Raw genomic sequence first — 20,964 nt, forward strand, 5'->3', positions numbered from 1 at the left:
CACCCAAGTATTATTCGATAAATTTACCGATTGACGGAGAAAATATGCGCCAGACAAAACCCACTTTATTGTCTTGCTTGTCATTACTTTCGCTGGCTGTTGGCGGTGTATTGAATGTCACCCCGTTGTATGCCGCCGATGCACACCCACTCCAAATTAAACTCGATGATTTGCGCTACAGTCAGCAACAGGTGAAGGCACAAAATCCTGAGTTTGTAGGTGCGTATCAAAAATTAATTACCGGAGCCGATAAGGCGCTGACCAAACCCCTTTATTCAGTAATGGATAAAAGCCTGACCGCCGCCAGCGGCGACAAACACGATTACTACAGTTTCCCACCTTACTGGTGGCCAGATCCGACTAAAAAAGATGGTCTGCCCTACATTCGCAAAGATGGCCAAACCAATCCTGATGCCAACAGTGATGCCACGGATAAAAAACGCCTGGTCAATATGAGTAATGATGTCTGGACGCTGGCACTGGCGTGGCAATTCACCCAAAACCCGGCCTATGCTGATAAAGCCCGCGATCAGCTATTAAACTGGTTTGTAAAACCTGAAACACGTATGAATCCCAACCTGCAATTTGCACAGGCTATTCCTGGAATTAATGACGGACGTGGGATCGGCCTGATTGACAGCCGTGCACTGGTTGAAGTGATTGACGCCGTTGAGCTGCTGCGCCCGGCAAATGTTCTCAGTGAGGATGATTACAAGAACATAAAACAGTGGTATGGCGATTTTTACCACTGGATGACCACCAGCCAAAACGGTTTTGAAGAAGATAACTGGCACAACAATCACGGGACATATTTTGATTTACAGGCCGCATCGTTTGCCCTGTTTAGTGGTGACACTGCGGGTGCAAAAAAACGTCTGCAAATAACCCAGTTGCGCCGTATTCCTTCTCATTTTGATAGAGAAGGCCGCCAGATGGCAGAAATTGAGCGTACTCGCCCATGGCACTACAGCAACTTCCATCTTGAGGCGTATAACAAACTGGGACGTTTAGGGGAACTCGCCGACGTGGATGTCTGGAACTTCTCGCTGGATGACCATAATCTGCGCAAAGGTTACACCTACGTCGCGAACTACATTAATAGCAACGAGCAATGGCCGTGGAAGGATATTGATAAAATGGATGATAAAAAAGCATTGGTTAACATGGTGAGTGCCGCGCGTGCATGGCCTGACGACAAACTGTTTACTGAGAAAGCCCAATGGCTTATGGCGAAATATCCGGATGATATTTCTCATCTTATTACCCCTTTGAAACAACACTGATTGAGAATAAGGATCGAGCGATGAAGCAGTTCACCACGCAACAACTTATTCTTCTCCGGCAACGGGTTTCAGAGCAGCCAGAAATACTTGAGCTGTTGATAGCAGATAATGCGGTAGTGCTTAATAACCCAGTGAGGGTGCCGGAAACTGCACTCGCAACCTGGAATCTCTATTATTACTGCCCTGAACACGCGGTAAGACTGGTGTGGGACCGTGACAACCCCACTTCTCATTGTTGCCCAATAGACGGGAAGCGGTTTAGCGGTGAGCCTTACGACGGTGCCTGGTGGCGCGAACTCAATGGGCTAAACGCTAAAGCCTGTCACCAGTTAGGTTTATTGTGGCAACTCACAGGGGAAAGCCATTATCTGGATAAAGTCAGCGAGTTGCTGATGCGCTATGCCGAGTTTTATCCAGGATATGCAATCCACGGTGGCATCCCCTACAACGGGCCGGGCAAGATGAATGCCCAGACCTTGTGTGAAGCCAACTGCCTGCTTGATTTTACCTTAGGTTACGATTGCATTAGTGAAGCGCTAAACACTGAACAACGTGAATACATCACCACGCGCCTGTTACGTGAAGGCGCGCAGTTTTTGATGGCCCATCGCACTGCGCAATTGCATAACCACGAAGTCAAAATCGGCTGCGCGGTAGGCGTTTTGGGCTTTGTTCTTGAAGATGAATCATTGCTGGAATTTGCACTCAACCAACCTTATGGGCTGCGTTATCAACTTGAGCATGGGTTGTTCGAGGAAGGTTTATGGTTCGAGGGGTCAATCCATTATCACTTCTACGCCCTGCAAGGGTTCCTGGCATTTGAAAAGATGGCGATAGGTACACGCTGGAGCCTGTTGGATGAGCCGTACTATAGAAAAATGCTCAGCTTCCCGCTAACACTGCTGATGCCTGACGGCTCATTCCCGCGTATTAACGATTGCATCTACGGCCAGGAAAAACTCGACCACAGTTACCTTTATGAATTTGCCTGGCATTACTATCAGGACCCGCAGTACGCCGCGGCCCTGAAAGCTATCAATCAGCGTAAGCCGCACCCTCATCTTGATACATTTCTTTACACCACACCGCTGCCGGAACAGGTTCCTGAGCTGATTCCAACGAGTCATCTTCATGCCCCGGATTGTGGCCTGACTATCTGGCGTGATGCGCAAAAGAAAAGAGCGTTATTAGTAAAACATTCACCTTATGGTGGCGAACATGATCACTACGATCGCCTGAATATCGTGCTTTTTAATGGTGCAGAAGAAATTCTTCCTGATCTCGGCACCACCGGCTATGGCGCACCAATGCATTATGCGTATTACAAAAATAGCGCCACACACAACACCATAACGGTTAACCAAACCAACCAGCCACCCGCGATCCCTGTCGTGCAGCAATATCATGAAAGTGATGCTTTCTGCTGGCTGGATACCCAAGTGGACTGGCGGCAAACACCACCTGAACTTGATAGCCATACCCGAGTGCAGTGGGACAGCGAAGCCTGGAAAGATGTGCGTTTTCGCCGCCGTTTACTATGGCTGGATAACGTATTAATCGATATCAGTTGCGTGCAAAACCCACATAACCAACAAATCGACTGGACACTACATCTGCAAGGAAAAACGCTTGATGTGGAAGGTGAACCCGCGATATTTAGTACACATGGCCCGCTGGCAATCATGCATGATGCCCATGTCGTGCAACTGACCAATAGCCAGCCGCGACACTTTTCCACCGCACAAAGTGGGCAAGCTTTATGGCTATATGGCCAGGCCGAGTTGTGGCAAGGAAATGCGCCGGATAACCCAGCCGTTCAGGACCTGAGCTATCTGGTTCTACGCAGTAAGGAGCAAAACCCCGAATTTGTTTGCGTCTGGGATTTTGACACCCAGCAACCGATAACTGATATGCAAGTCACGCCAGATACCAACGGTATACGCATTTTTCTCAAACGCGGTGAAATGACGTTAGTGGTTGATGTTGCCGAAGACTGTACAGTACTTCCTCACCTTAAAACTGTGCATATTCCCTTCCAGGACTAATGGCGGATGATGCTTGTATTAATCCGCCACTTTCTCTCAATTGTTAATTATTTGTTATAACTACATGTTTTTATTGAATTTTAACAAATAAGATCTGTGTCTCAATGGTAACCCTTACATTCTGTAATGCTAACGTGAACAGTAACGTTAAGGGATTACCATGATAACTATTGAATTCATTGTCATTATTTTATGTCTGTTGGTAGGGACACGCTTCGGTGGGATGGGGTTAGGTTTAATCAGTGGGATTGGGCTGTTTATACTGACTTTTATCTTCGGCCTTGAGCCAGGAAAACCCCCGGTCGATGTAATGCTGACTATTCTTGCCGTAATTGGTTGTGCGGCAACATTGCAAACAGCAGGTGGCCTAAATGTAATGATGCAGTTCGCCGAGCGCCTGCTGCGTAAACATCCTCAACACATCACGCTACTAGCCCCTTTCACTACCTGGATGCTGACGTTTCTGTGTGGTACGGGCCACGTGGTGTACACCATGTTCCCGATTATCGCTGATATCGCCCTCAAGAAAGGTATTCGCCCGGAACGCCCAATGGCGGTAGCTTCTATTGCCTCACAAATGGCGATTACCGCCTCACCAGTATCCGTTGCAGTGGTATCACTCATTTCGATTATTGCGGCTAATCATGGTATTGGTCAGGCATGGGGTATCCTCGATATTCTGTGCGTTTCCGTACCTGCCTCATTATTTGGCGTGCTGATTGCCGCATTGTGGAGTCTGCGTCGCGGCAAAGATTTAAAAGACGACATCGAGTTTCAGGAAAAGCTCAAAGATCCTAAGCAACGTGAGTTTATCTACGGCAGTAGCGAAACGCTGATGAACCAGGTTTTTCCAAAACAAGCTTACTGGTCAACGTGGATTTTCTTCGCAGGGATTTTGGTCGTGGTGTTATTAGGAGCAATTCCGACACTGCGTCCAGCATTTGAGATCAAAGGTGCATTAAAACCACTGTCTATGAATCTGGTTATCCAGATGATGATGCTGATTGCCGGTGCCGTGATGCTGATTGTCTGCAAAGTTAATGCCTCAGCTATCTCAAACGGTGCGGTGTTTAAAGCCGGAATGGTGGCAATTTTCTCAGTATTTGGTGTGGCATGGATGAGTGATACTTTCTTCCAGGCACATCTTGAAGAGTTAAAAATGGCGCTGGAAGGCGTGGTGAAAAGCCATCCGTGGACTTATGCCATCGTGCTGTTTTTGGTTTCTAAACTGGTCAATAGCCAGGCAGCTGCTTTAACCGCCGTCGCCCCGATGGCGCTGATGCTAGGCGTTGAGCCGAAAATGCTAATTGCCTTCTTCCCGGCATCCTATGGCTATTTTGTACTTCCAACGTATCCAAGCGACCTGGCCTGTATCGGGTTTGACCGCTCCGGCACCACGAAAATTGGCAAATTCATCATTAACCACAGTTTCATTTTGCCTGGGCTGATTGGCGTGAGTTGCGCTTGCGTTGCGAGTTACTTGCTGGTGATGACGTTCTTCTAACCATGAATCGCCCTTTTCACAAAGGGCGATTAACTTGCAGATTTAATGCGTTTCGCCCTGTGGCGTAAACTTCAACTCAATCAACGAAATCGCTTTTTGAATCGCACGGCGGGTCACCGGATCTGCCGCTGCTGGATGCGTGGCGAAATCAATGGTCTTCAATTGTTTTGCCATTTTTTCGCGCACTTCAACCGGAGCAATCACATCAATTACATCCAGAATTTGTTTAATCACCAGTTGGCATGCCACCACGTCGGATACCAGTTCCTGGTCGGCAGATAATTGTTCAGACATCATTTCTCTCCTGTTTAGCAATGGGCGCCATAGTACATTTCTGCAAGCTGAAACGGTATCGGTAATCATTGCGACTCGTTGAACAACCAGCAAGCAACCCGATGACCAGGGGAAATCTCCTGCATTATTGGCGAGTGGCTCTGACATTTTTCCATTGCTCTTGGGCAGCGATTACTAAATTTACAACCGGGCCAGTCGCTCATGGCACCCGGCAGTTCACCTTTGATGCCGCCCTGCTCCAGCATTTGCACATGCGGGTCAGCAACTGGGATGGATGCCAGCAGCGCCCGGGTATAGGGGTGTGCGGGTTCGGTATAAAGTGTCTCCGCCGGGGCTTCTTCCACCAGTGTGCCGAGGTACATCACGCCAATACGGTCAGAAATATGGCGAACCATCGATAAGTCGTGCGCGATAAACAGGTAAGTCAGCCCAAATGCCTGCTGTAAATCCTGCAAAATGTTCACCACTTGCGCCTGCACTGAAACATCCAGTGCCGAAAGCGGTTCATCACACAGCACAAATTCAGGGTTAACCGACAATGCTCGGGCAATGCTAATACGCTGACGCTGACCGCCACTAAATTCATGTGGAAAACGGTTTAGATGTTCGGCTTTTAGCCCTACTTTTTCCAGCAATTCAAGCGTACGCGATTCACGCTGTTCTTTGCCATAACCGTGGATTTTCATCGGTTCGGCAATTAACTGCGCCACCGTCATACCTGGATTGAGCGATGAGTATGGGTCCTGGAAAATTGCCTGCATGCGACGTCGCAGTGGTTTAAGTTGCTGGTCGCTCATTTTGGCAATGTCCTGACCGGCGAACTCAATTTCACCGTCGGTAATATCAAACAGGCGTAATACGCTGCGCCCTAAAGTCGATTTCCCACAACCTGACTCCCCCACCAGCCCATAGGTTTCGCCAGGGAAGATGTCAAAACTCACACCATCAACGGCTTTCACCGGCGGCGTTTTGTTAAACCAGCCCTGATGGCTATGGAAGTATTTGCGCAGCCCTTTCACGCGAACTAACGGCTTAACGTCCTGCATTATTCACCTCCGAATCCCATAACCAGCACATGGCTTGATGTCCTGCGCCTGTTTGGTACATCGGCGGTAAAGTATTGCAGCGTTCCATGCGCTGTGGACAACGTTCGGCAAACGGGCAGCCCGGAGGCGGATTGAGCAGCCCCGGCGGGGAACCTTCAATCGGAGACAAACGAGCGCTCACTTCACCCTGGCGTGGCAGCGATGCCAGCAGCCCGCGGGTGTAAGGGTGCGCCGGACGATAGAAAATATCCTCCACGCTGCCCTGCTCCATCACCAGTCCTCCGTACATCACTACCACGCGCGAGCAAACCTGCGCCACAACACCAAGATCGTGGGTAATCAGCATGATTGCCGTGTCAGTTTGCTGTTGCAGTTGTTTTAGCAGACGTAATATTTGCGCTTGAATAGTCACATCCAGCGCGGTCGTTGGCTCATCGGCAATCAATAATGCAGGGTGACAAGACAGCGCAATCGCTATCATCACGCGCTGGCGCATTCCACCGCTGAATTCGTGTGGATACTGGTTATAACGCTGTTCGGCGTTACCAATCCCCACTTGTTGCAGCATGGTGATAGATTTTTCTTTCGCCGCTTTTTTATTGAGATTCTGATTACGAATCAGGATCTCGCTCATCTGCTTGCCAATAGTCAGCACGGGATTGAGTGCGGTCATCGGATCCTGGAAGATCATAGCAATGTCATTGCCGCGAATATGGCGCATTTGCTCTGGTGTTTTACGGGCCAAATCTTCGCCCATAAAATGGACATGCCCGCCCACTACTTTGCCGTTGCTGCCCAGCAGTTTGAGCACCGATTTACAGGTGACACTTTTGCCACAACCAGATTCGCCGACAATACCGACGACTTCGCCACGTTTCACCGCAAAGCTCACGCCACGCACCGCCTTCACTTCCCCTTCACGGGTGAAAAAGGAGGTTTGCAGGTTGTCGAGTTCCAGTAAGTTATTCATCACGATTCGCTCCTGGCTCAAAGGCGGTTCGCAATACGTCGCCAAGTACATTAAAACTCAATACCGTCAGCAAAATCAGAACGCCAGGGAACATCGCCAGCCATGTGGCTTCACCGATGAAAGATTGCGCATTGTTCAGCATGCTTCCCCATGACGCATTGGGTTGCTGCACGCCAAGTCCAAGGAAACTCAACGTCGATTCCATCAAGATCGCAGAGGCGATATTCAGCGTTGCCGCCACCATAATGGTGGGCAATATGCTTGGGATAATGTGACGTGCAATAATGATTAACGGATGTTCACCACAGGCACGCGCATAAACCACGTATTCTCGCTCTTTGACCGACAAGGTTTCTGCTCGCACCAAACGCGACATATTCATCCAGGTCAGCGCGCTGATAATAAGAATAATGTTGGCGATCCCAGGCTTCAAATAAGCATTTAAAACTAACAATAAAAAGAACGCTGGAATCGACAACAAAATATCGACCACCCGCATCATTAGGTTGTCAATTCGCCCGCCAAAATAGCCACTTACTGTGCCCACCAGCGTGCCAATCAAAGTTGAAAATAGCATTGCCAAAAAACCGACCATCAGAGAAATCTGCCCGCCGTACAATGCGCGGGTGAAATAGTCACGCCCGTAGTCATCGGTGCCGAACCAGTGTGTGGCATCAGGCGGCAGTAGCCTTGCAGTCAGCGACATCTGGTTGGGATCCCACGGGCTAAGCGCCGCCAATAATGCGGCAATGCTGAAGATTATCAGTACCAGTAACGAAAATTGAGCTGGACGATTACGTTTCAGGCCATGTTTAACTTGTTGCCAACGTCTACTCATCGTCTTACCTCAACGCCTTAATGCGCGGGTCAGCCACGCGATATAACAAATCTGCCAATAAATTACCGACGATAAGCATCGTCGAAGAAAGCATGATCATCGCCATGATCAACGGGTAATCCAGCGATGTAATCGACTGAATCCCTAGCAGGCCCATCCCCGGCCAGGAAAACACGCTTTCTGTTACATACGCCCCAACCACCAGCTCACCAAAAGAGAGGCCAAACAAGGTGATAACAGGTAGCAACACGTTTTTGAGAACGTGGCGGAATAAAATTGAGCGACGCGTAGCACCGTATGCCAACTGTGTTTGCACGTAATCGGCCGAAAGCTGGGTAATGGTGTTAGAGCGGATGTAACGCACGTAGTTTGATAGGTTATAAAAAGTCAGTGCAATACACGGTAAAATACCGTGGCGAAATACATCCAGCCACGAATCGTCCACACCAATGGTGCGCATGCCCATGCTTGGTAACCAATTTAGCTGCACGGAAAACACCGTTATCAGCAAAATACCAAACCAGAAAATGGGTACAGAGATACCGATATAGGCAAACATGTTCAGAAAATGATCGAGCCAGCGGTGTTTAAACGCCCCAGCCAACAAACCCAGCGGGATAGCCAGCACTATCGCCAGAACCAGTGATGCTCCCATCAGACCGAGGGTTGCCGGAATACGCTCGGCAATCATGGTTAACACTGGGCGATGGTATATCAGTGAATAACCTAAATCCCCTTGCAGCACGTTTTTCAGCCACAACAGGTATTGCATAAACATGGGTTTATCAAGCCCCAGGCTGTGACGGATACGCTCGATATCCTCCGGGCTCATACGCGGCGTAATGTACGCCTGCACCGGATCGCCGGGTGCCAGTTTGACCAGCAAAAACGACACCAGCGAGATGAAGAATAGCATCGGCACCAGTTGCGCCAGGCGTCGTACTAACACATTGTTCATACAGCCTCAAAATAGCGAAGCCGGGAGAGGACTGGCGCCCTCACCCGGCCTTCTTTCAATGAAAGAAGAAAAAAGCACATACTCAAACCTGGCCGCCTCAATAAAAGAAACCAGGGAGAGGTGATTAATTATTGTTGATGGATTTTCGACAAGTCCTGGAACATGTAAACCGGCTTAGGTTCAGCTTCTTTCGTACCGCCAAAACGTTTATCCACTGCCACAATCGCATTGGTGTAGGCAATTGGATACCAGGCCATATCGTTTGCTACGGTTTGCTGGATTTGCTTATAAATATCAGCACGCTTGGTTTTGTCGGTTTCTGTTGCCCCCTGGTTCCACAACGCATCGAACGCAGGGTTCTTATAATGCGCGTAGTTATAAGCTTCATTGCTCATATACAAAGACTTATAGCCGTCAGGTTCCATGCCCATGATGTAGCCGCTAAGGCTCAATTCATAAGAGGTATTTTTCATATCCAGGCTGCGCTGTGACATGGCATTAGCGTCCATCGGCAATAACTCTACTGCGATACCGACATTTTTCAGCTGCTGCTGAATATACAGCCCCATGCTTTCCTGGGTTTTGTTGGTGTTGATATAAGCAAGACGCAGTTTCAGATTGTCCGGTACACCCGCTTCTTTAAGCAGCGCTTTCGCTTTCTCAACGTCGAATTTATAGGTTTCAACATCATTAGTTTGGTAGAGCGTGTCTGGTGTCAGAATAGATGCAGCAGGCTGCGCGTAATCCAGCGATGAGAATGCTGCCTGAACCAGTTCATCTTTATTGATGGCATATGCAATGGCCTGACGCAGCGCCTTGTTCTTCATGCTATCGACATTCTGGTTAAACGTCATATAAGCCAGACGGCCTTCGGGATAGATGACGAAGTCGAATTTGCCGCTGGATTTCAGACGCGTAACGTCTTGCGGGTCAATCATCTTCATGTTGATTTCGCCATTTTGCAACGCAAGGTTGGCGGCGTTGCTGTCTTTTGCGAAACGATAAGTCACTGCATCCAGTTTCGGTTTACCGTTCCAGTAATCATCAAAACGTGTCAGCGCATAATATTGTCCGGCACGATATTCTTTGAATTTGAACGGGCCAGAACCCACCGGAGCATCATTTTTGGCGCTCTTTTCAAGGTCACCATTTTCATTGGCAAACACGTGCTGTGGGATTGGGTAAATCTGTACCAATGTGCCAACGAATGCGGCACTTACCTGTGGCAAAGTGAATTTAACTGTCTGGTCATCAACTTTGCTGACCTGAACAGGTTTATCACCATAGACAAACATGCTACGGAAGAAACTGTGTTGTTTCTCATCAAGCAATTTATTAAAGGTAAACACCACGTCGTCTGCGGTAATAGCTTTACCATCCTGCCATTTCAGATTCGGTTTGAGTTTTAAAATATATGAGAGGTTGTCGTCTGAAGGTGTCAGGCTTTCAGCCAGACCCCATTCAATCTTGTCGCCGTTGAAACTATAAAGCGGCGCATACAGCGCTTGCATAATAGTTAGCGTGGTACGGTCGCTGGCGTACAGCGGGTTCATCGCTAACGGATCACCGGTGGTCACGCCAACAATTAAATTGCCGCCATCCTGGGATGCTTGTTTTGCTGGGGCAGGATTTACCGCAGTATCAGTTTTCGCATCATCACAGCCGGATAGGGCCAGGGCCAAAGAGGCAAACAGCGTAGATAACAACAGGGGTTTACGCATTTATTCACGGACTCCGTCTCAATTAGAGACCGCATAGTGCACCAGCCATACCCACATTGTAAATAAGTGTAAAACGCATAACGTTATGCGAAAAAGTGCTAAAGAGAAAATTGTGGGTATAAAGCAGGAACGACACGAGAGGTAAGACAAATTTCAGGCATAAAAAAACCTGCCGCAGCAGGTTTTTTTGGAGTCAGCAGATTAAAACATGCCGGCAGGTGGTACATCTTTGAAGGTTTTGCAGTAGTTCTCGAACATACTTTTTAGGATTTTGCGCAGTTTCATTGTGTGCTCCAGTTTTTATTTTTGCAGGTGTTGCTCGTTATGGGCTTAATAATATGACATCCGTCACACAAATCAATAGTTTTGCGATGCACATCACACATTCAGAGTGTGGATTTTACATCTTAGTCACACAAAATGGCTTGCATATCCAATACTTAACTGGTTAATTGGCTTCGTGAATTTTTAAAACATTATTTTAATTTTGAGTTTCCCTCATGACTGACGCCCCAACTCCGGCACCAAAACGTGGCATTTCTGCAATGGCGTTATTGGTTGCTGGTGCTTTCTTCATGGAATTTCTTGATGGAACGGTTATCGCCACGGCGCTACCGGAAATGGCACGAACCTTCGGTGTCGACGCTGTTGATTTGAATATCGGTATGAGCGCTTATTTGCTCACTCTGGCGGTGCTAATCCCCGCTAGTGGCTGGATTGCTGAAAGGTTCGGTGCACGTAAAGTCTTTACCCTGGCGTTAGGTATTTTCACATTTTCTTCGGTGCTGTGTGGTATCGCCAATACGCTTGAGCAATTTGTCGCAATGCGCGTGTTGCAAGGGGTTGGCGGCGCGCTGATGGTTCCCGTTGGGCGGTTGGCTGTTTTGCGTACCACACCTAAACATTTGCTTATCACCGCCATCGCCACACTGACCTGGCCTGCATTGGTTGCGCCTATTATTGGCCCGCCGCTGGGGGGATTTATCACCAGCTACGCATCATGGCGTTGGATTTTTTATATCAACCTGCCGCTTGGGCTTATTGCAATGGCGCTGGCATGGCGGCTAATCCCTGATATTCATGATGACGAACGCCGTCCGTTTGATGGCACCGGTTTTACCAGCACCGCAGTGTCGATGATTAGCCTGGTTTACGGCCTGGAAATGCTCGGGGAATCACAGGTCAATATGCTGCCAACCATTAGCCTTCTGCTGTTGGGGGCAGCAGCATTGTGGTTTTCGCTGTGGCACTTCAAACATACAAAACATCCGATGATTCGTCTTGAAGCCCTGAAGATTCAAACCTTTGGTGTGACGATGTACGGAGGGTCATTGTTCCGTACTTCTATCAGTGCTGTACCGTTTCTATTGCCGTTGCTGTTCCAGGTGGGTTTCGGAATGGACGCCTTTCATTCCGGTTTGTTGGTATTAGCCGTGTTTGCCGGAAATCTCGCCATGAAACCGGCCACTACTGCGTTGATTCGCGCGTTAGGATTCAAAAAATTACTGATTATTAATGGGTTGCTGAACGTCGCTTCTTTGTTGGCCTGTGCATTTCTCACCCCCACTACCGCAGTTTGGTTAACAGTGCCGATACTTTTCTTTGGCGGTATGTTCCGTTCGATGCAATTTACCGGAATCAGTACCCTTGCGTTTTCAGATGTGCCATCCGCACAAATGAGCTACGCCAATACGCTATTTAGCACGGCGACGCAGCTTTCAGTTGGGTTGGGAATTACGCTTGGTGCTATTGGGATCCGTCTTGGCGATAAAATCAGCCAGTGGCTTGATATCTCAGACATTCCAGGTATCTCGATTAAAATTTCATTTGTGCTGATTACGCTAATTTGTCTGTCAGGCTTGGTTGATTTATTGCGCCTACCGCGCAATGCCGGAAGCAGCGTGTCCAAAAAGCAATAACCCACTTCGCAGTAATAGAGTTTCTGGCCTCAATTATACTTAACGATAACGGTGAAGTGTCGTTGAGGTCATGATGAAACGCGTACCGATTTGCTTATTGCTGATGTTGTCGCTAATTGCCTCCCAGGCAATGGCTGAAGCGATCCAACCTTTTAACAGCCCTTCTTTGCATAATCCGCATCCGAAAACGAGCGCTGTGCAACAAGATTGGCCGGAGGTGATGCCAGTACAAGGGATAAACCGTGAGCATTGGGATGAGCAGCATATGGCGGCTGAACGTCAGAAATTGCCACAGCAAACGGTTCCACATTTTGGTGGGCGTATTGAAGGATGGCGCTAAAAGCGTCAGGAATTAAAACGGTGTTGGCACAAAGAGTACGGCCAGCAAAAGCTGGCCGTAAAAGATCTTATGCAAGGATTTCGCGAACGAACGCTTCAATCTCTTTATTCTGGCAGTTTTCAAAGAAACATTGCTGGAAACGTTCGCCAGTCACAGCGGTTTTCACCAGCTCACGGTCAATAGAACGCAGAGTATCCAGATAGTTTTCTTTCACAACAGCCGCTTTAACCTGGTTCAGGATACCGGCGTTACGAACCTGCGGCTCTTTACGCTCAATCGGGTAGCCTTCGCCTTTACGGCCAGTGAATGCTTTTTCGAACATGTAGCGCACGTTCAGTTCTGCACCCCAGCCGAAGCCTTTAGCAAAAGCCAGTGACAACGCGTTACCGTTGTTGATTTGTGAGAACAGGAAAGCATCTGCTGGATCGAGGCAGTAGCCGCAAACGACACCAGGGTGGATGTTCAAGGACATCATTGCCCCCTGGCCTGTGCCGCAACCAGTCACTACGAAATCGACAGCTTTAGAGTTCAACAGAATACTGGCCATAATACCGAGGTGGATATAGGTCAGGTGGTGATCCTGTTCATCGCTCATACCTACGTTGTAAACCGGGTACTCTTTTTCAGCAGCAACCGCTTGCAACTCATTAAGAATAATTGCGTTTTTGCCAGCCTGACTATTTTCCATCATCAGTGCTATTTTCATTTCCGTCTCCTGATTGGGTCACGGGATTTCCCGCGGTGAATAGCTTTGGTATGCATTAACGATACTATCTAGCAAACATACTTTCAAATTTAATGAAATTTTGTTTTAAAAAATTAAGAGGTGCTCACACTTCTGCATTTTGCTGAGAATAACCGCGCTGGTTTACGCAGGTTTGGCGATACGAAACATTGCCACAATATCGTTAAGCTGATGCGCCTGCTTTTCTAACTCACCCGAAGACAATGCTGATTTATGAACCAGACTGACGTTTTGTTGCGTCACTGCATCCATTTGCCTGACGGCAATCCCCACTTGTCCAATACCTTTACTCTGCTCACCTGACGCGGTAGCAATTTCACCCATAATATTATTCACTTGCGTAACGGCATCCAGGATTTCCCCCATCGCCTCACCCGCGTTCTTCACCTGCTCTGACCCGGTATGAATGTTATCTACAGACTCTTTTAGTAAGATTTCAATCTCTTTTGCTGCTAGTGCGCTGCGTTGCGCCAGATTGCGCACTTCGCTTGCCACCACAGCAAAACCACGCCCCTGCTCGCCTGCACGAGCGGCCTCAACTGCGGCATTGAGCGCCAGAATATTGGTCTGGAAAGAGATGCTATTAATGACCGTCGTAATATCAACAATTTTGTGCGAGCTGCTGGTAATCGTCTCCATTGTCGTCATTACTTTTCTCACCGATTCACCGCCGTTGCGTGCAGTCTTAGTCGCATTTTTTGCCAGTAAACTCGCATGGCTGGCGTTTTCAGCATTCAGCGTGACGGTACTGCTCAATTGCTCCATGCTAGCGGTTGTTTCTTCTAATGCCGCAGCAAGTTGTTCAGAACGAGTTGACAGCTCGTTATTCACTCCCGCTACTTCCGTTGCATCTCCACGAATGGCGCTGGCGCTGGAACGAATATTAGAAACGGCTTTTCCCCAGTTTGACTGCATTTTTTGGATGGGTGAAACCATAAGTCCGATACAGTTGCTGCCGAAATCCGGTAGTTCAGCTTCAAGTTCCCCGCGCGCAAGAATATGCATATGCGCCCTGATGCTCTCAACGGGTTTAACAAGGCAATGATAAAGATAGCGTTCGGTCACCAGCGTGATGGCAATACTTGCGACTACCGAAGCCCCTAATAAATACTGTACGACAGTAATCCACTTTTCTTGCCGGGCATCCAACGCAAGGTTTTGCTGTAAATCATGTAGGAACCACAGTGCAAATCCTGAAACACCAAACCAGGCAACCGACGAGAGGATAAGTATCAGCACCACCATGACGCGGATTTTGATATTACGAATAAACTTCATGCTATGTGTTTCCCTGGTGAAAAAGAAAAGGTCTTCCTGCACAAGTGGACAAGATCCCGGCCCCGTTTATTCGGTTTATGTATGCCAATATTGAGATCAAGTTGTGCATTAGCAGTATTGTCGGCACGATTCAGCTAAACTTGATGCCATTTGCGATCAAAATTTAATCAACTCATAAATATTACTGAAGGTTACTTTTCACCTGATATAACACTTAAATTTGCGATAGGGGTAATCGGATTGAATAATTTAAGTAAAATTAAGAAGTTTTATATTGTTGATAATTCCCTGTTAATACTGCGTGCTAACATTATAAAAAATATCATTTGAGCACCAACGTGATGAAAACTGTTTATTTAATTTTGGCGGCTGCGTTATTAACCAGTTGTACCATCAATAAAACACCTCAGCCCGTCAAAAGCAGCGAAATGGCTGGCGTGGTTCGCCTGGGTTTTGATCTTGCCCCGCTTCAAAATGCAAAAGTGGATAGCTACATTGCGCAATCAACGGCTAGTCACCAGTGCCAGCAATGGGGATATGTCGCCGCATTCCCTTACGGTGAGCCGATTAAAACTTGTAGCCTGACCAGCGGTGCAGTGTGTCTGAACCAGAAAGTGACACTTGAGTACCAGTGCCGCGGTGTTGGCATGGAGAAATACTTAAGAGATGAGGCTGTTGTCCAATAATAGTGCGATAACTTTCAGAAATTGAAAACACGCTGGTTGATATATATCGACCAGCCTCTCACATCAAATAGTAATCATTCTTATTCCAGTTATAAAAAATAATAATATTAGCAACCATTCTCATTACAATAATATAATTAACAATTTCTTTGCATTATAGAAATAATAAAATTAAAGTAACGCTATTGTTAAATCACAATTATCCCGGAGCACACCATGCTTAAAGCTGAAATGATCGAAAAACTTAACGAACAAATGAATCTTGAGCTTTACTCTTCCCTGCTTTATCAACAAATGAGTGCCTGGTGCAGCTATCATAGCTTTGAAGGGGCTGCCGCTTTCCTGCGTCGCCATGCTCAGGAAGAGATGGAGCATATGCAGCGCCTGTTTGCTTACTTAACTGACACTGGAAGTTTGCCACGCATCAATGCAATCCCTGCACCAGACCATGATTACTCCTCTCTGGATAACCTGTTCAGCGCCACTTATGAACACGAACAGTTAATTAGTCGTAAGATTAATGAACTGGCTCATGCCGCGATGACATCACAGGATTATCCAACCTTCAATTTCCTACAATGGTATGTTTCTGAGCAGCATGAAGAAGAGAAACTGTTTAAATCTGTACTGGATAAATTAAGTTTGGTCGGGAAAAGTGGTGAAGGCCTGTATTTCGTAGATAAGGAATTATCTACTCTGGATACTCAAGCTTAATTAAACACTACCGGCAAGGTTCAATTGTGCTTGCCGGTTTTCATTAGTAAATAACACTACACTTTCCCATTTGTCATTCCTGCTAAATTCATCCCTGTTTAACTCTTTATTAATACTGCCTTTATTCCGGTAGCCTACTGTTACCTACCAGTTTTTGGACTGTACTTCTTACTGCCAGAACGCATAGGATTGGCATAGCTCAGAGACTAATACTATTTTTTAATTATCAAAGGCGAATACTGGCTGAGTGGCTATACTGCTAAACAGCAGCATCTTCGTGTTTTCCACGTACAACGACTGAGCTCTGCTAAACACGGAGGGATGGCTGAGTATTTTGCGATATAACCAAACAAATTGAACACACAGAACCGCGGAAGGGCTGACGATATCGCTCTTTCGCATGGTGTATTTCTATGCTCACTGCATGATATTACTGACATTTCTTTACAACAGTACTTTGGTTGCTGATAAGCCAGGGGCGGTAGCGTGTTTTGTTTCCTGGATTTAAATCAACATCTACAAACTCACAACCCACCGTTTGTTAATCATTTCTTATAACTATAAAAGAATAAGCATCATGTTTTTCCTGATTCTAGTAATAACTAATATGGACAATATGATAAAATGTTAAACAAAAACAATAAATTAATCAGGAAGTTATTTTTTCATGAATCATGGGATATCATGATCATTAAAAATAACTCTCATTCGTTTCCTGAAAATACTCTGGATATACTACGTAATTCAAAAGCACAGTTACTTAATAAAAAATACACCTTCCAGGCAGACCCATTTATTATTGAGAAAGATGACAAGCTCTATGTTTTCTATGAGGCATTTAGCTTTCTTAACTCGAAAGGGATTCTGAGGTGTCGTACTCTAAACAATAATCTTGATGAAATTGAAGATATAAAGCTGGAAGGATTTGATGCACTGAAATGTCATTTGTCATTCCCCTACTTATTTTACCTTGATGGCAACCTGTTCATGATCCCAGAGTCATCAGAACGCAAAGAGGTCATCTTATTTAAGTCCACCGAATTCCCTGTGCGCTGGGAAAAAGTGAAAGTATTGATATCCGATGCGGAGTTTACCGATAATATATATTTCACTTTAGATAATACTTGTTACTTAATTTCCACAACGCTGAAAAATGAAATGGTCATTCATACAGCAAGTGAAATACTCGGTGAGTGGAAAAAAATAAACCCTCTATTAAAACTGTGTAATTATCACCATCGCGGTGCGGGAACTCCCTACTCGGTCAATAATAAAAATTACATTCTTACGCAAGAGTGTTATCCAGGATCTTATGGTAAATCTGTATTTATCAAAGAGTTGGTAAACATAAACTCATCAAACTTTGAAGAAAAGCTAGTTGCAAACATTGATCCAAAAATCAATAATAGCGAGGGTATTCATACTCTTAATTTTTCGAATAGCTATATTGCCTACGATACAAAACACTTGATATTCAGTATTTTGTCTCCATTGAAAAAAATATCATTTAAGCTTCTGGTCAAATACAGAAAACAATTCTTTGCTTGAAGCTTCTAATGTATAACCTGTTGAATCCTGATACTATTGAACAACTTGACTGAGAGCGACAGCGGTACAGAATCGAGAGTTCGATTTTGTAATCCTTATCTGGAGATATTATGGCAATTCTTGTAACTGGCGGGGCTGGCTATATTGGCTCACATACCGTTCTGGCATTACTGGAGAGAGGCGATGAAGTCGTCGTCGTTGACAACCTTTCTAACTCGTCTAAAACATCTCTGGACAGGGTTGCAGAAATAACCGGAAAAGAACCCACATTATACGTTGCTGATATTTTAGACAAATACGTTCTAAAGGAAATCTTCTCAAACCATACGATAACTGATGTTATTCACTTTGCTGGTTTAAAATCCGTTGGCGAATCAGTACGCAAACCACTGGAATATTATGAAAACAACGTCGTTGGGACGTTGGTTTTACTTAATGAGATGTTGCTCGCCGGCGTGGATAGCCTGATCTTTAGTTCTTCAGCAACGGTATACGGTAATCCAGAAAAAGTACCATTGAGTGAAGAATGCCAGACGGGCGGTACCACAAACCCTTACGGTACCTCTAAATTCATGGTTGAGCAGATTTTACGTGATTTTTCTCACGCGCAACCAGAGTTCCATATCACATGTTTACGCTATTTCAACCCGGTTGGCGCCCACCCATCAGGTCGTATTGGTGAAGATCCAAACGGTATTCCTAATAACCTGGTTCCTTATATCTCGCAGGTCGCAATCGGTAAGCTTGAATGCTTGTCGGTCTATGGCAATGATTATCCGACACCAGATGGTACTGGTGTTCGTGATTATATTCATGTACTGGATTTGGCGAGTGGCCACCTGGCGGCGTTGGATCATAAAAATGAAGGTTCGGCTTTCAAGGCTATCAACCTCGGTACTGGTGTTGGTTATTCCGTTATTGACCTGATCAAGGCATTTGAAAAAGCCGCTCAGACTAAGATCAATTACCAAGTAGTAGAAAGAAGAGCGGGCGATGTTGCAGAATGTTGGTCAGATTCATCGCTAGCAAAACAAAAGCTAGGATGGAAAGCAACAAGAACACTTGATGAAATGATGCGTGACACCTGGAACTGGCAAAAAAATAACCCTAACGGTTACGGTTCTTAATATCGTTCCCAGACACATTTCACGCGATGAACCTGCCTAAAAGGTTCATCGCGATATCGTTACTCAATACTAAACTTCGATACCCGATACCAACTGTCACTCTGCTTCCATTCATTCGCCAGATTAATCCTCGATTTCCCCTGCCCATCAAGCATAGCCACTTCAATATAGTATTGCCCTGTTGCTAACATTGCGGGTATTTGCAGGCGATAATTCGTCGAACGGGCCCCAGGCAGCCAGCTGCGAATATCATCAGCAGTTTTCCCCTGCGCTACTACTTTATTTAATGGGCTAACCACGCGATACGCTAGATCATATTTTAGATAAATCGGCGCAATTCCGTCATTAGCCCAGTTGCTGTTAAGAGTCAGACTACCTCCTCTTGCCACGACAGATTCATGACTCAGAGAAGTTAAGCGAAAGCGATAACCTAGTTTTACCAGCGCCTTATCGACAATGCTGCGATATTCTGATGGCACCGCCCGTGATTTCAAATTTATCGTGCTGGCATGTTGCTCAATCGCCCAGTCAAACGTTCTTTGTACTTCGGCCAGGCTGTAATGCTGCTGCGTTTTCCATTCCGTCATATAGCCACAGATTTCTAAGCTGATTGGAGCACGTTTCCAGGCATCATTAAATCCGGAATAAGCTTTCTGTGCAGCCTCTAAACGCTGGGGATAATCGTCTTCCATCAGGTTCCAGGTTGTCGAAAAGTTACGCCAGTCACCCAGACAGTCTGCACGCCAACCTGCACCTTGTTTTACCGCGCTGACCAGATTATCTCCGCCGGCAATCAACATAATTTTGGGTGTTTTAGGAAATGCAGCAAAATGCATTTTGACGTACTTTTCCAACTGGGCTGGCGTGTAGCGCTTTTCAAGCGGCTTCATTGATGGGAAATTGCTGTTGTGCCACTCCCCCCACGAACCCACCATCCCAATATCAACGTAAGCCAGGTTTTCATTACCATCGTAACGTTTACCGAAAGCGTTGAGCAGGCGCTGGCTGTACTCAAGAAAAATGGGATCATCCAAATCTGGCGCGAAGGTTTTTTTATCTGCTGTCCAGACGCCTTTCACCCCTTTCTTAATTAGCCAGTCAGGAATTTTTGACCCAGCTTCTGGGCCATCAAGCGCCATAAAACGCAGCCCTACATTCATGGCTGGCTGATGCATCGCCGCGAACTTAAAGGCCTCATCAACAAGAGCATAGTTATACTGTCCTTCTACTGGCTCTAGTTCTTGCCAGTAAAAACGCTCATATTCAATACCCGTATCAGGATATTGAGCCTGGGTCAGTTGTTCACCATAACCTTGATGAAAACTAGCGATACCAGTACCCGGGTTGGTGATAGGGCCAGACAGTGCTTTCGGCGTGGCAACTATCAAAGAGCCAGCCATTACAGCCCCCGGAAATACCATGCACATCAACGTAGCTAAGACTTTAATATTCATTGGGATTCCATTTTCCGTAGGCGATTAATCATTGGAATTACAGTCAACGTACCTGCAACGTGAAGTATGAAGGATAAAGATGACCTATTTATTTCTCAGGCTAAGCCACCAATCCCAAATACCGACGTGGTAATCGTGAATAAGATCAATCCCCAGCGCCGATTTGATCATGTACAGCGTTAATAAAACACAAAGTGTGGCGAACAGTACGCCAAAAAGGATCAAGAACGTCATCACAACGCGTGTTATTGCCGATTCTTTACGCAGTCGTTTGCGCAAATCACGCCCCAGCAAGAAAACCAGAAAATAACGCGTACCAAAAAATGGGAAGCTTTTGCGGATATCGATACGATGCCGCGATGACAACGTAACCGAAATTATCGCATTCTCGATATCCTGTTTCTGTTTTGGAGACAGTTGTGCTTGCGTCTGTTCATCAAGCACTTCATAAAACCTGTCAATAATGAGTGGGCGTCTGGTTGAGTTGCTCAATT

At 46.3% G+C, this 20,964-nt stretch carries 20 protein-coding genes; 9 read left to right on the forward strand and 11 right to left on the reverse strand.

Translation table 11 applies throughout. The features are described from left to right. The first annotated feature begins 68 nt into the window (after positions 1-68). The 3 genes from FH968_RS02560 (at position 69) to FH968_RS02570 (ending at position 4,832) form a co-directional block, all read left to right on the forward strand. Positions 69-1,283, forward strand: a complete 1,215-nt coding sequence (locus tag FH968_RS02560; protein ID WP_370451464.1) for an alginate lyase family protein — start codon at positions 69-71, stop codon at positions 1,281-1,283. Positions 1,284-1,303: 20 nt separating this feature from the next. Then, positions 1,304-3,328: a heparinase II/III family protein gene (locus FH968_RS02565; RefSeq protein WP_139876947.1), complete on the forward strand. Its 2,025-nt coding sequence runs from the start codon at positions 1,304-1,306 to the stop codon at positions 3,326-3,328. Positions 3,329-3,488: 160 nt separating this feature from the next. Further along, the gene (locus tag FH968_RS02570) at positions 3,489-4,832 is read left to right on the forward strand and encodes an anaerobic C4-dicarboxylate transporter (protein ID WP_139876950.1); all 1,344 of its coding nucleotides are present in this window, start codon (positions 3,489-3,491) and stop codon (positions 4,830-4,832) included. Between the two features lie 42 nt (positions 4,833-4,874). Here the strand turns inward: FH968_RS02570 and FH968_RS02575 are convergent, their stop codons facing one another. The 7 genes from FH968_RS02575 to azuC form a co-directional block, all read right to left on the reverse strand. Further along, the gene (locus FH968_RS02575; RefSeq protein ID WP_139876953.1) at positions 4,875-5,126 is read right to left on the reverse strand and encodes a DUF2766 family protein; all 252 of its coding nucleotides are present in this window, start codon (positions 5,124-5,126) and stop codon (positions 4,875-4,877) included. A gap of 65 nt (positions 5,127-5,191) precedes the next feature. Then, a complete protein-coding gene (locus FH968_RS02580) occupies positions 5,192-6,172 on the reverse strand; it encodes an ABC transporter ATP-binding protein (RefSeq protein ID WP_139876956.1) in 981 nt (326 codons plus the stop codon). After that, a complete protein-coding gene (locus tag FH968_RS02585) occupies positions 6,159-7,142 on the reverse strand; it encodes an ABC transporter ATP-binding protein (protein ID WP_139877264.1) in 984 nt (327 codons plus the stop codon). Before FH968_RS02585 ends, FH968_RS02580 begins: the two co-directional genes overlap by 14 nt. Continuing rightward, entirely contained in the window at positions 7,135-7,980 is an 846-nt protein-coding gene (locus FH968_RS02590; RefSeq protein WP_139876958.1) for an ABC transporter permease, read from the reverse strand. The genes FH968_RS02585 and FH968_RS02590 overlap by 8 nt, the downstream gene beginning before the upstream one ends. Before the next feature lie 4 nt (positions 7,981-7,984). Further along, entirely contained in the window at positions 7,985-8,938 is a 954-nt protein-coding gene (locus tag FH968_RS02595; protein ID WP_139876960.1) for an ABC transporter permease, read from the reverse strand. Between the two features lie 128 nt (positions 8,939-9,066). Beyond that, positions 9,067-10,659: an ABC transporter substrate-binding protein gene (locus FH968_RS02600; protein ID WP_139876962.1), complete on the reverse strand. Its 1,593-nt coding sequence runs from the start codon at positions 10,657-10,659 to the stop codon at positions 9,067-9,069. 201 nt (positions 10,660-10,860) lie between these two features. Then, positions 10,861-10,944, reverse strand: a complete 84-nt coding sequence (azuC, locus tag FH968_RS02605) for a stress response protein AzuC (protein WP_015386592.1) — start codon at positions 10,942-10,944, stop codon at positions 10,861-10,863. Positions 10,945-11,159: 215 nt separating this feature from the next. Here azuC and FH968_RS02610 point away from each other — a divergent pair, with 215 nt between their 5' ends. Both FH968_RS02610 and FH968_RS02615 read left to right on the forward strand, forming a co-directional pair. Next, a complete protein-coding gene (locus FH968_RS02610; protein WP_139876965.1) occupies positions 11,160-12,578 on the forward strand; it encodes an MFS transporter in 1,419 nt (472 codons plus the stop codon). Positions 12,579-12,648: 70 nt separating this feature from the next. After that, positions 12,649-12,918, forward strand: a complete 270-nt coding sequence (locus tag FH968_RS02615; protein ID WP_139876967.1) for a hypothetical protein — start codon at positions 12,649-12,651, stop codon at positions 12,916-12,918. Between the two features lie 67 nt (positions 12,919-12,985). Here FH968_RS02615 and FH968_RS02620 read toward each other — a convergent pair whose 3' ends face one another. Further along, a complete protein-coding gene (locus FH968_RS02620) occupies positions 12,986-13,624 on the reverse strand; it encodes an RpiB/LacA/LacB family sugar-phosphate isomerase (RefSeq protein WP_139876969.1) in 639 nt (212 codons plus the stop codon). Positions 13,625-13,786: 162 nt separating this feature from the next. Then, complete coding sequence (locus tag FH968_RS02625; protein WP_139876971.1) at positions 13,787-14,941, reverse strand: methyl-accepting chemotaxis protein; 1,155 nt, start codon at positions 14,939-14,941, stop codon at positions 13,787-13,789. Between the two features lie 341 nt (positions 14,942-15,282). On the opposite strand from FH968_RS02625, the gene yecR reads away from it, so the two are divergent. From yecR to galE, 4 genes are all read left to right on the forward strand, one after another. Further along, positions 15,283-15,627, forward strand: coding sequence for a YecR family lipoprotein (yecR, locus tag FH968_RS02630; RefSeq protein ID WP_139876973.1), 345 nt, complete (start codon positions 15,283-15,285; stop codon positions 15,625-15,627). A gap of 216 nt (positions 15,628-15,843) precedes the next feature. Continuing rightward, positions 15,844-16,341, forward strand: coding sequence for a non-heme ferritin (gene ftnA, locus FH968_RS02635; protein ID WP_139876976.1), 498 nt, complete (start codon positions 15,844-15,846; stop codon positions 16,339-16,341). A 624-nt stretch (positions 16,342-16,965) separates the two neighbouring features. After that, entirely contained in the window at positions 16,966-17,889 is a 924-nt protein-coding gene (locus tag FH968_RS02640) for a hypothetical protein (RefSeq protein WP_139876978.1), read from the forward strand. 110 nt (positions 17,890-17,999) lie between these two features. Beyond that, a complete protein-coding gene (gene galE, locus FH968_RS02645) occupies positions 18,000-19,016 on the forward strand; it encodes a UDP-glucose 4-epimerase GalE (RefSeq protein WP_139876980.1) in 1,017 nt (338 codons plus the stop codon). Between the two features lie 59 nt (positions 19,017-19,075). Here galE and FH968_RS02650 read toward each other — a convergent pair whose 3' ends face one another. Further along, positions 19,076-20,470 (reverse strand): DUF4832 domain-containing protein, encoded by a 1,395-nt coding sequence (locus FH968_RS02650; protein WP_139876982.1) that lies wholly within the window; start codon positions 20,468-20,470, stop codon positions 19,076-19,078. Positions 20,471-20,554: 84 nt separating this feature from the next. Continuing rightward, entirely contained in the window at positions 20,555-20,962 is a 408-nt protein-coding gene (locus tag FH968_RS02655; RefSeq protein ID WP_139876985.1) for a hypothetical protein, read from the reverse strand. Positions 20,963-20,964: the final 2 nt, after the last annotated feature.

Origin of the sequence: Buttiauxella sp. B2 (assembly GCF_006376615.1) — a bacterium.
Classification (GTDB): domain Bacteria; phylum Pseudomonadota; class Gammaproteobacteria; order Enterobacterales; family Enterobacteriaceae; genus Buttiauxella.

What these genes read in the sequence shown, in the direction of transcription:
- FH968_RS02595 (WP_139876960.1), bottom strand. Translation starts at nt 8,938, where the DNA reads ATGAACAATGTGTTAGTACGACGCCTGGCGCAACTGGTGCCGATGCTA.
- FH968_RS02580 (WP_139876956.1), bottom strand. Translation starts at nt 6,172, where the DNA reads ATGCAGGACGTTAAGCCGTTAGTTCGCGTGAAAGGGCTGCGCAAATAC.
- FH968_RS02565 (WP_139876947.1), top strand. Translation starts at nt 1,304, where the DNA reads ATGAAGCAGTTCACCACGCAACAACTTATTCTTCTCCGGCAACGGGTT.
- FH968_RS02615 (WP_139876967.1), top strand. Translation starts at nt 12,649, where the DNA reads ATGATGAAACGCGTACCGATTTGCTTATTGCTGATGTTGTCGCTAATT.
- FH968_RS02610 (WP_139876965.1), top strand. Translation starts at nt 11,160, where the DNA reads ATGACTGACGCCCCAACTCCGGCACCAAAACGTGGCATTTCTGCAATG.
- FH968_RS02575 (WP_139876953.1), bottom strand. Translation starts at nt 5,126, where the DNA reads ATGTCTGAACAATTATCTGCCGACCAGGAACTGGTATCCGACGTGGTG.
- FH968_RS02625 (WP_139876971.1), bottom strand. Translation starts at nt 14,941, where the DNA reads ATGAAGTTTATTCGTAATATCAAAATCCGCGTCATGGTGGTGCTGATA.
- galE (WP_139876980.1), top strand. Translation starts at nt 18,000, where the DNA reads ATGGCAATTCTTGTAACTGGCGGGGCTGGCTATATTGGCTCACATACC.
- FH968_RS02570 (WP_139876950.1), top strand. Translation starts at nt 3,489, where the DNA reads ATGATAACTATTGAATTCATTGTCATTATTTTATGTCTGTTGGTAGGG.
- FH968_RS02590 (WP_139876958.1), bottom strand. Translation starts at nt 7,980, where the DNA reads ATGAGTAGACGTTGGCAACAAGTTAAACATGGCCTGAAACGTAATCGT.
- ftnA (WP_139876976.1), top strand. Translation starts at nt 15,844, where the DNA reads ATGCTTAAAGCTGAAATGATCGAAAAACTTAACGAACAAATGAATCTT.
- FH968_RS02650 (WP_139876982.1), bottom strand. Translation starts at nt 20,470, where the DNA reads ATGAATATTAAAGTCTTAGCTACGTTGATGTGCATGGTATTTCCGGGG.
- FH968_RS02585 (WP_139877264.1), bottom strand. Translation starts at nt 7,142, where the DNA reads ATGAATAACTTACTGGAACTCGACAACCTGCAAACCTCCTTTTTCACC.
- yecR (WP_139876973.1), top strand. Translation starts at nt 15,283, where the DNA reads ATGAAAACTGTTTATTTAATTTTGGCGGCTGCGTTATTAACCAGTTGT.
- FH968_RS02620 (WP_139876969.1), bottom strand. Translation starts at nt 13,624, where the DNA reads ATGAAAATAGCACTGATGATGGAAAATAGTCAGGCTGGCAAAAACGCA.
- FH968_RS02640 (WP_139876978.1), top strand. Translation starts at nt 16,966, where the DNA reads ATGTTAAACAAAAACAATAAATTAATCAGGAAGTTATTTTTTCATGAA.
- FH968_RS02600 (WP_139876962.1), bottom strand. Translation starts at nt 10,659, where the DNA reads ATGCGTAAACCCCTGTTGTTATCTACGCTGTTTGCCTCTTTGGCCCTG.
- azuC (WP_015386592.1), bottom strand. Translation starts at nt 10,944, where the DNA reads ATGAAACTGCGCAAAATCCTAAAAAGTATGTTCGAGAACTACTGCAAA.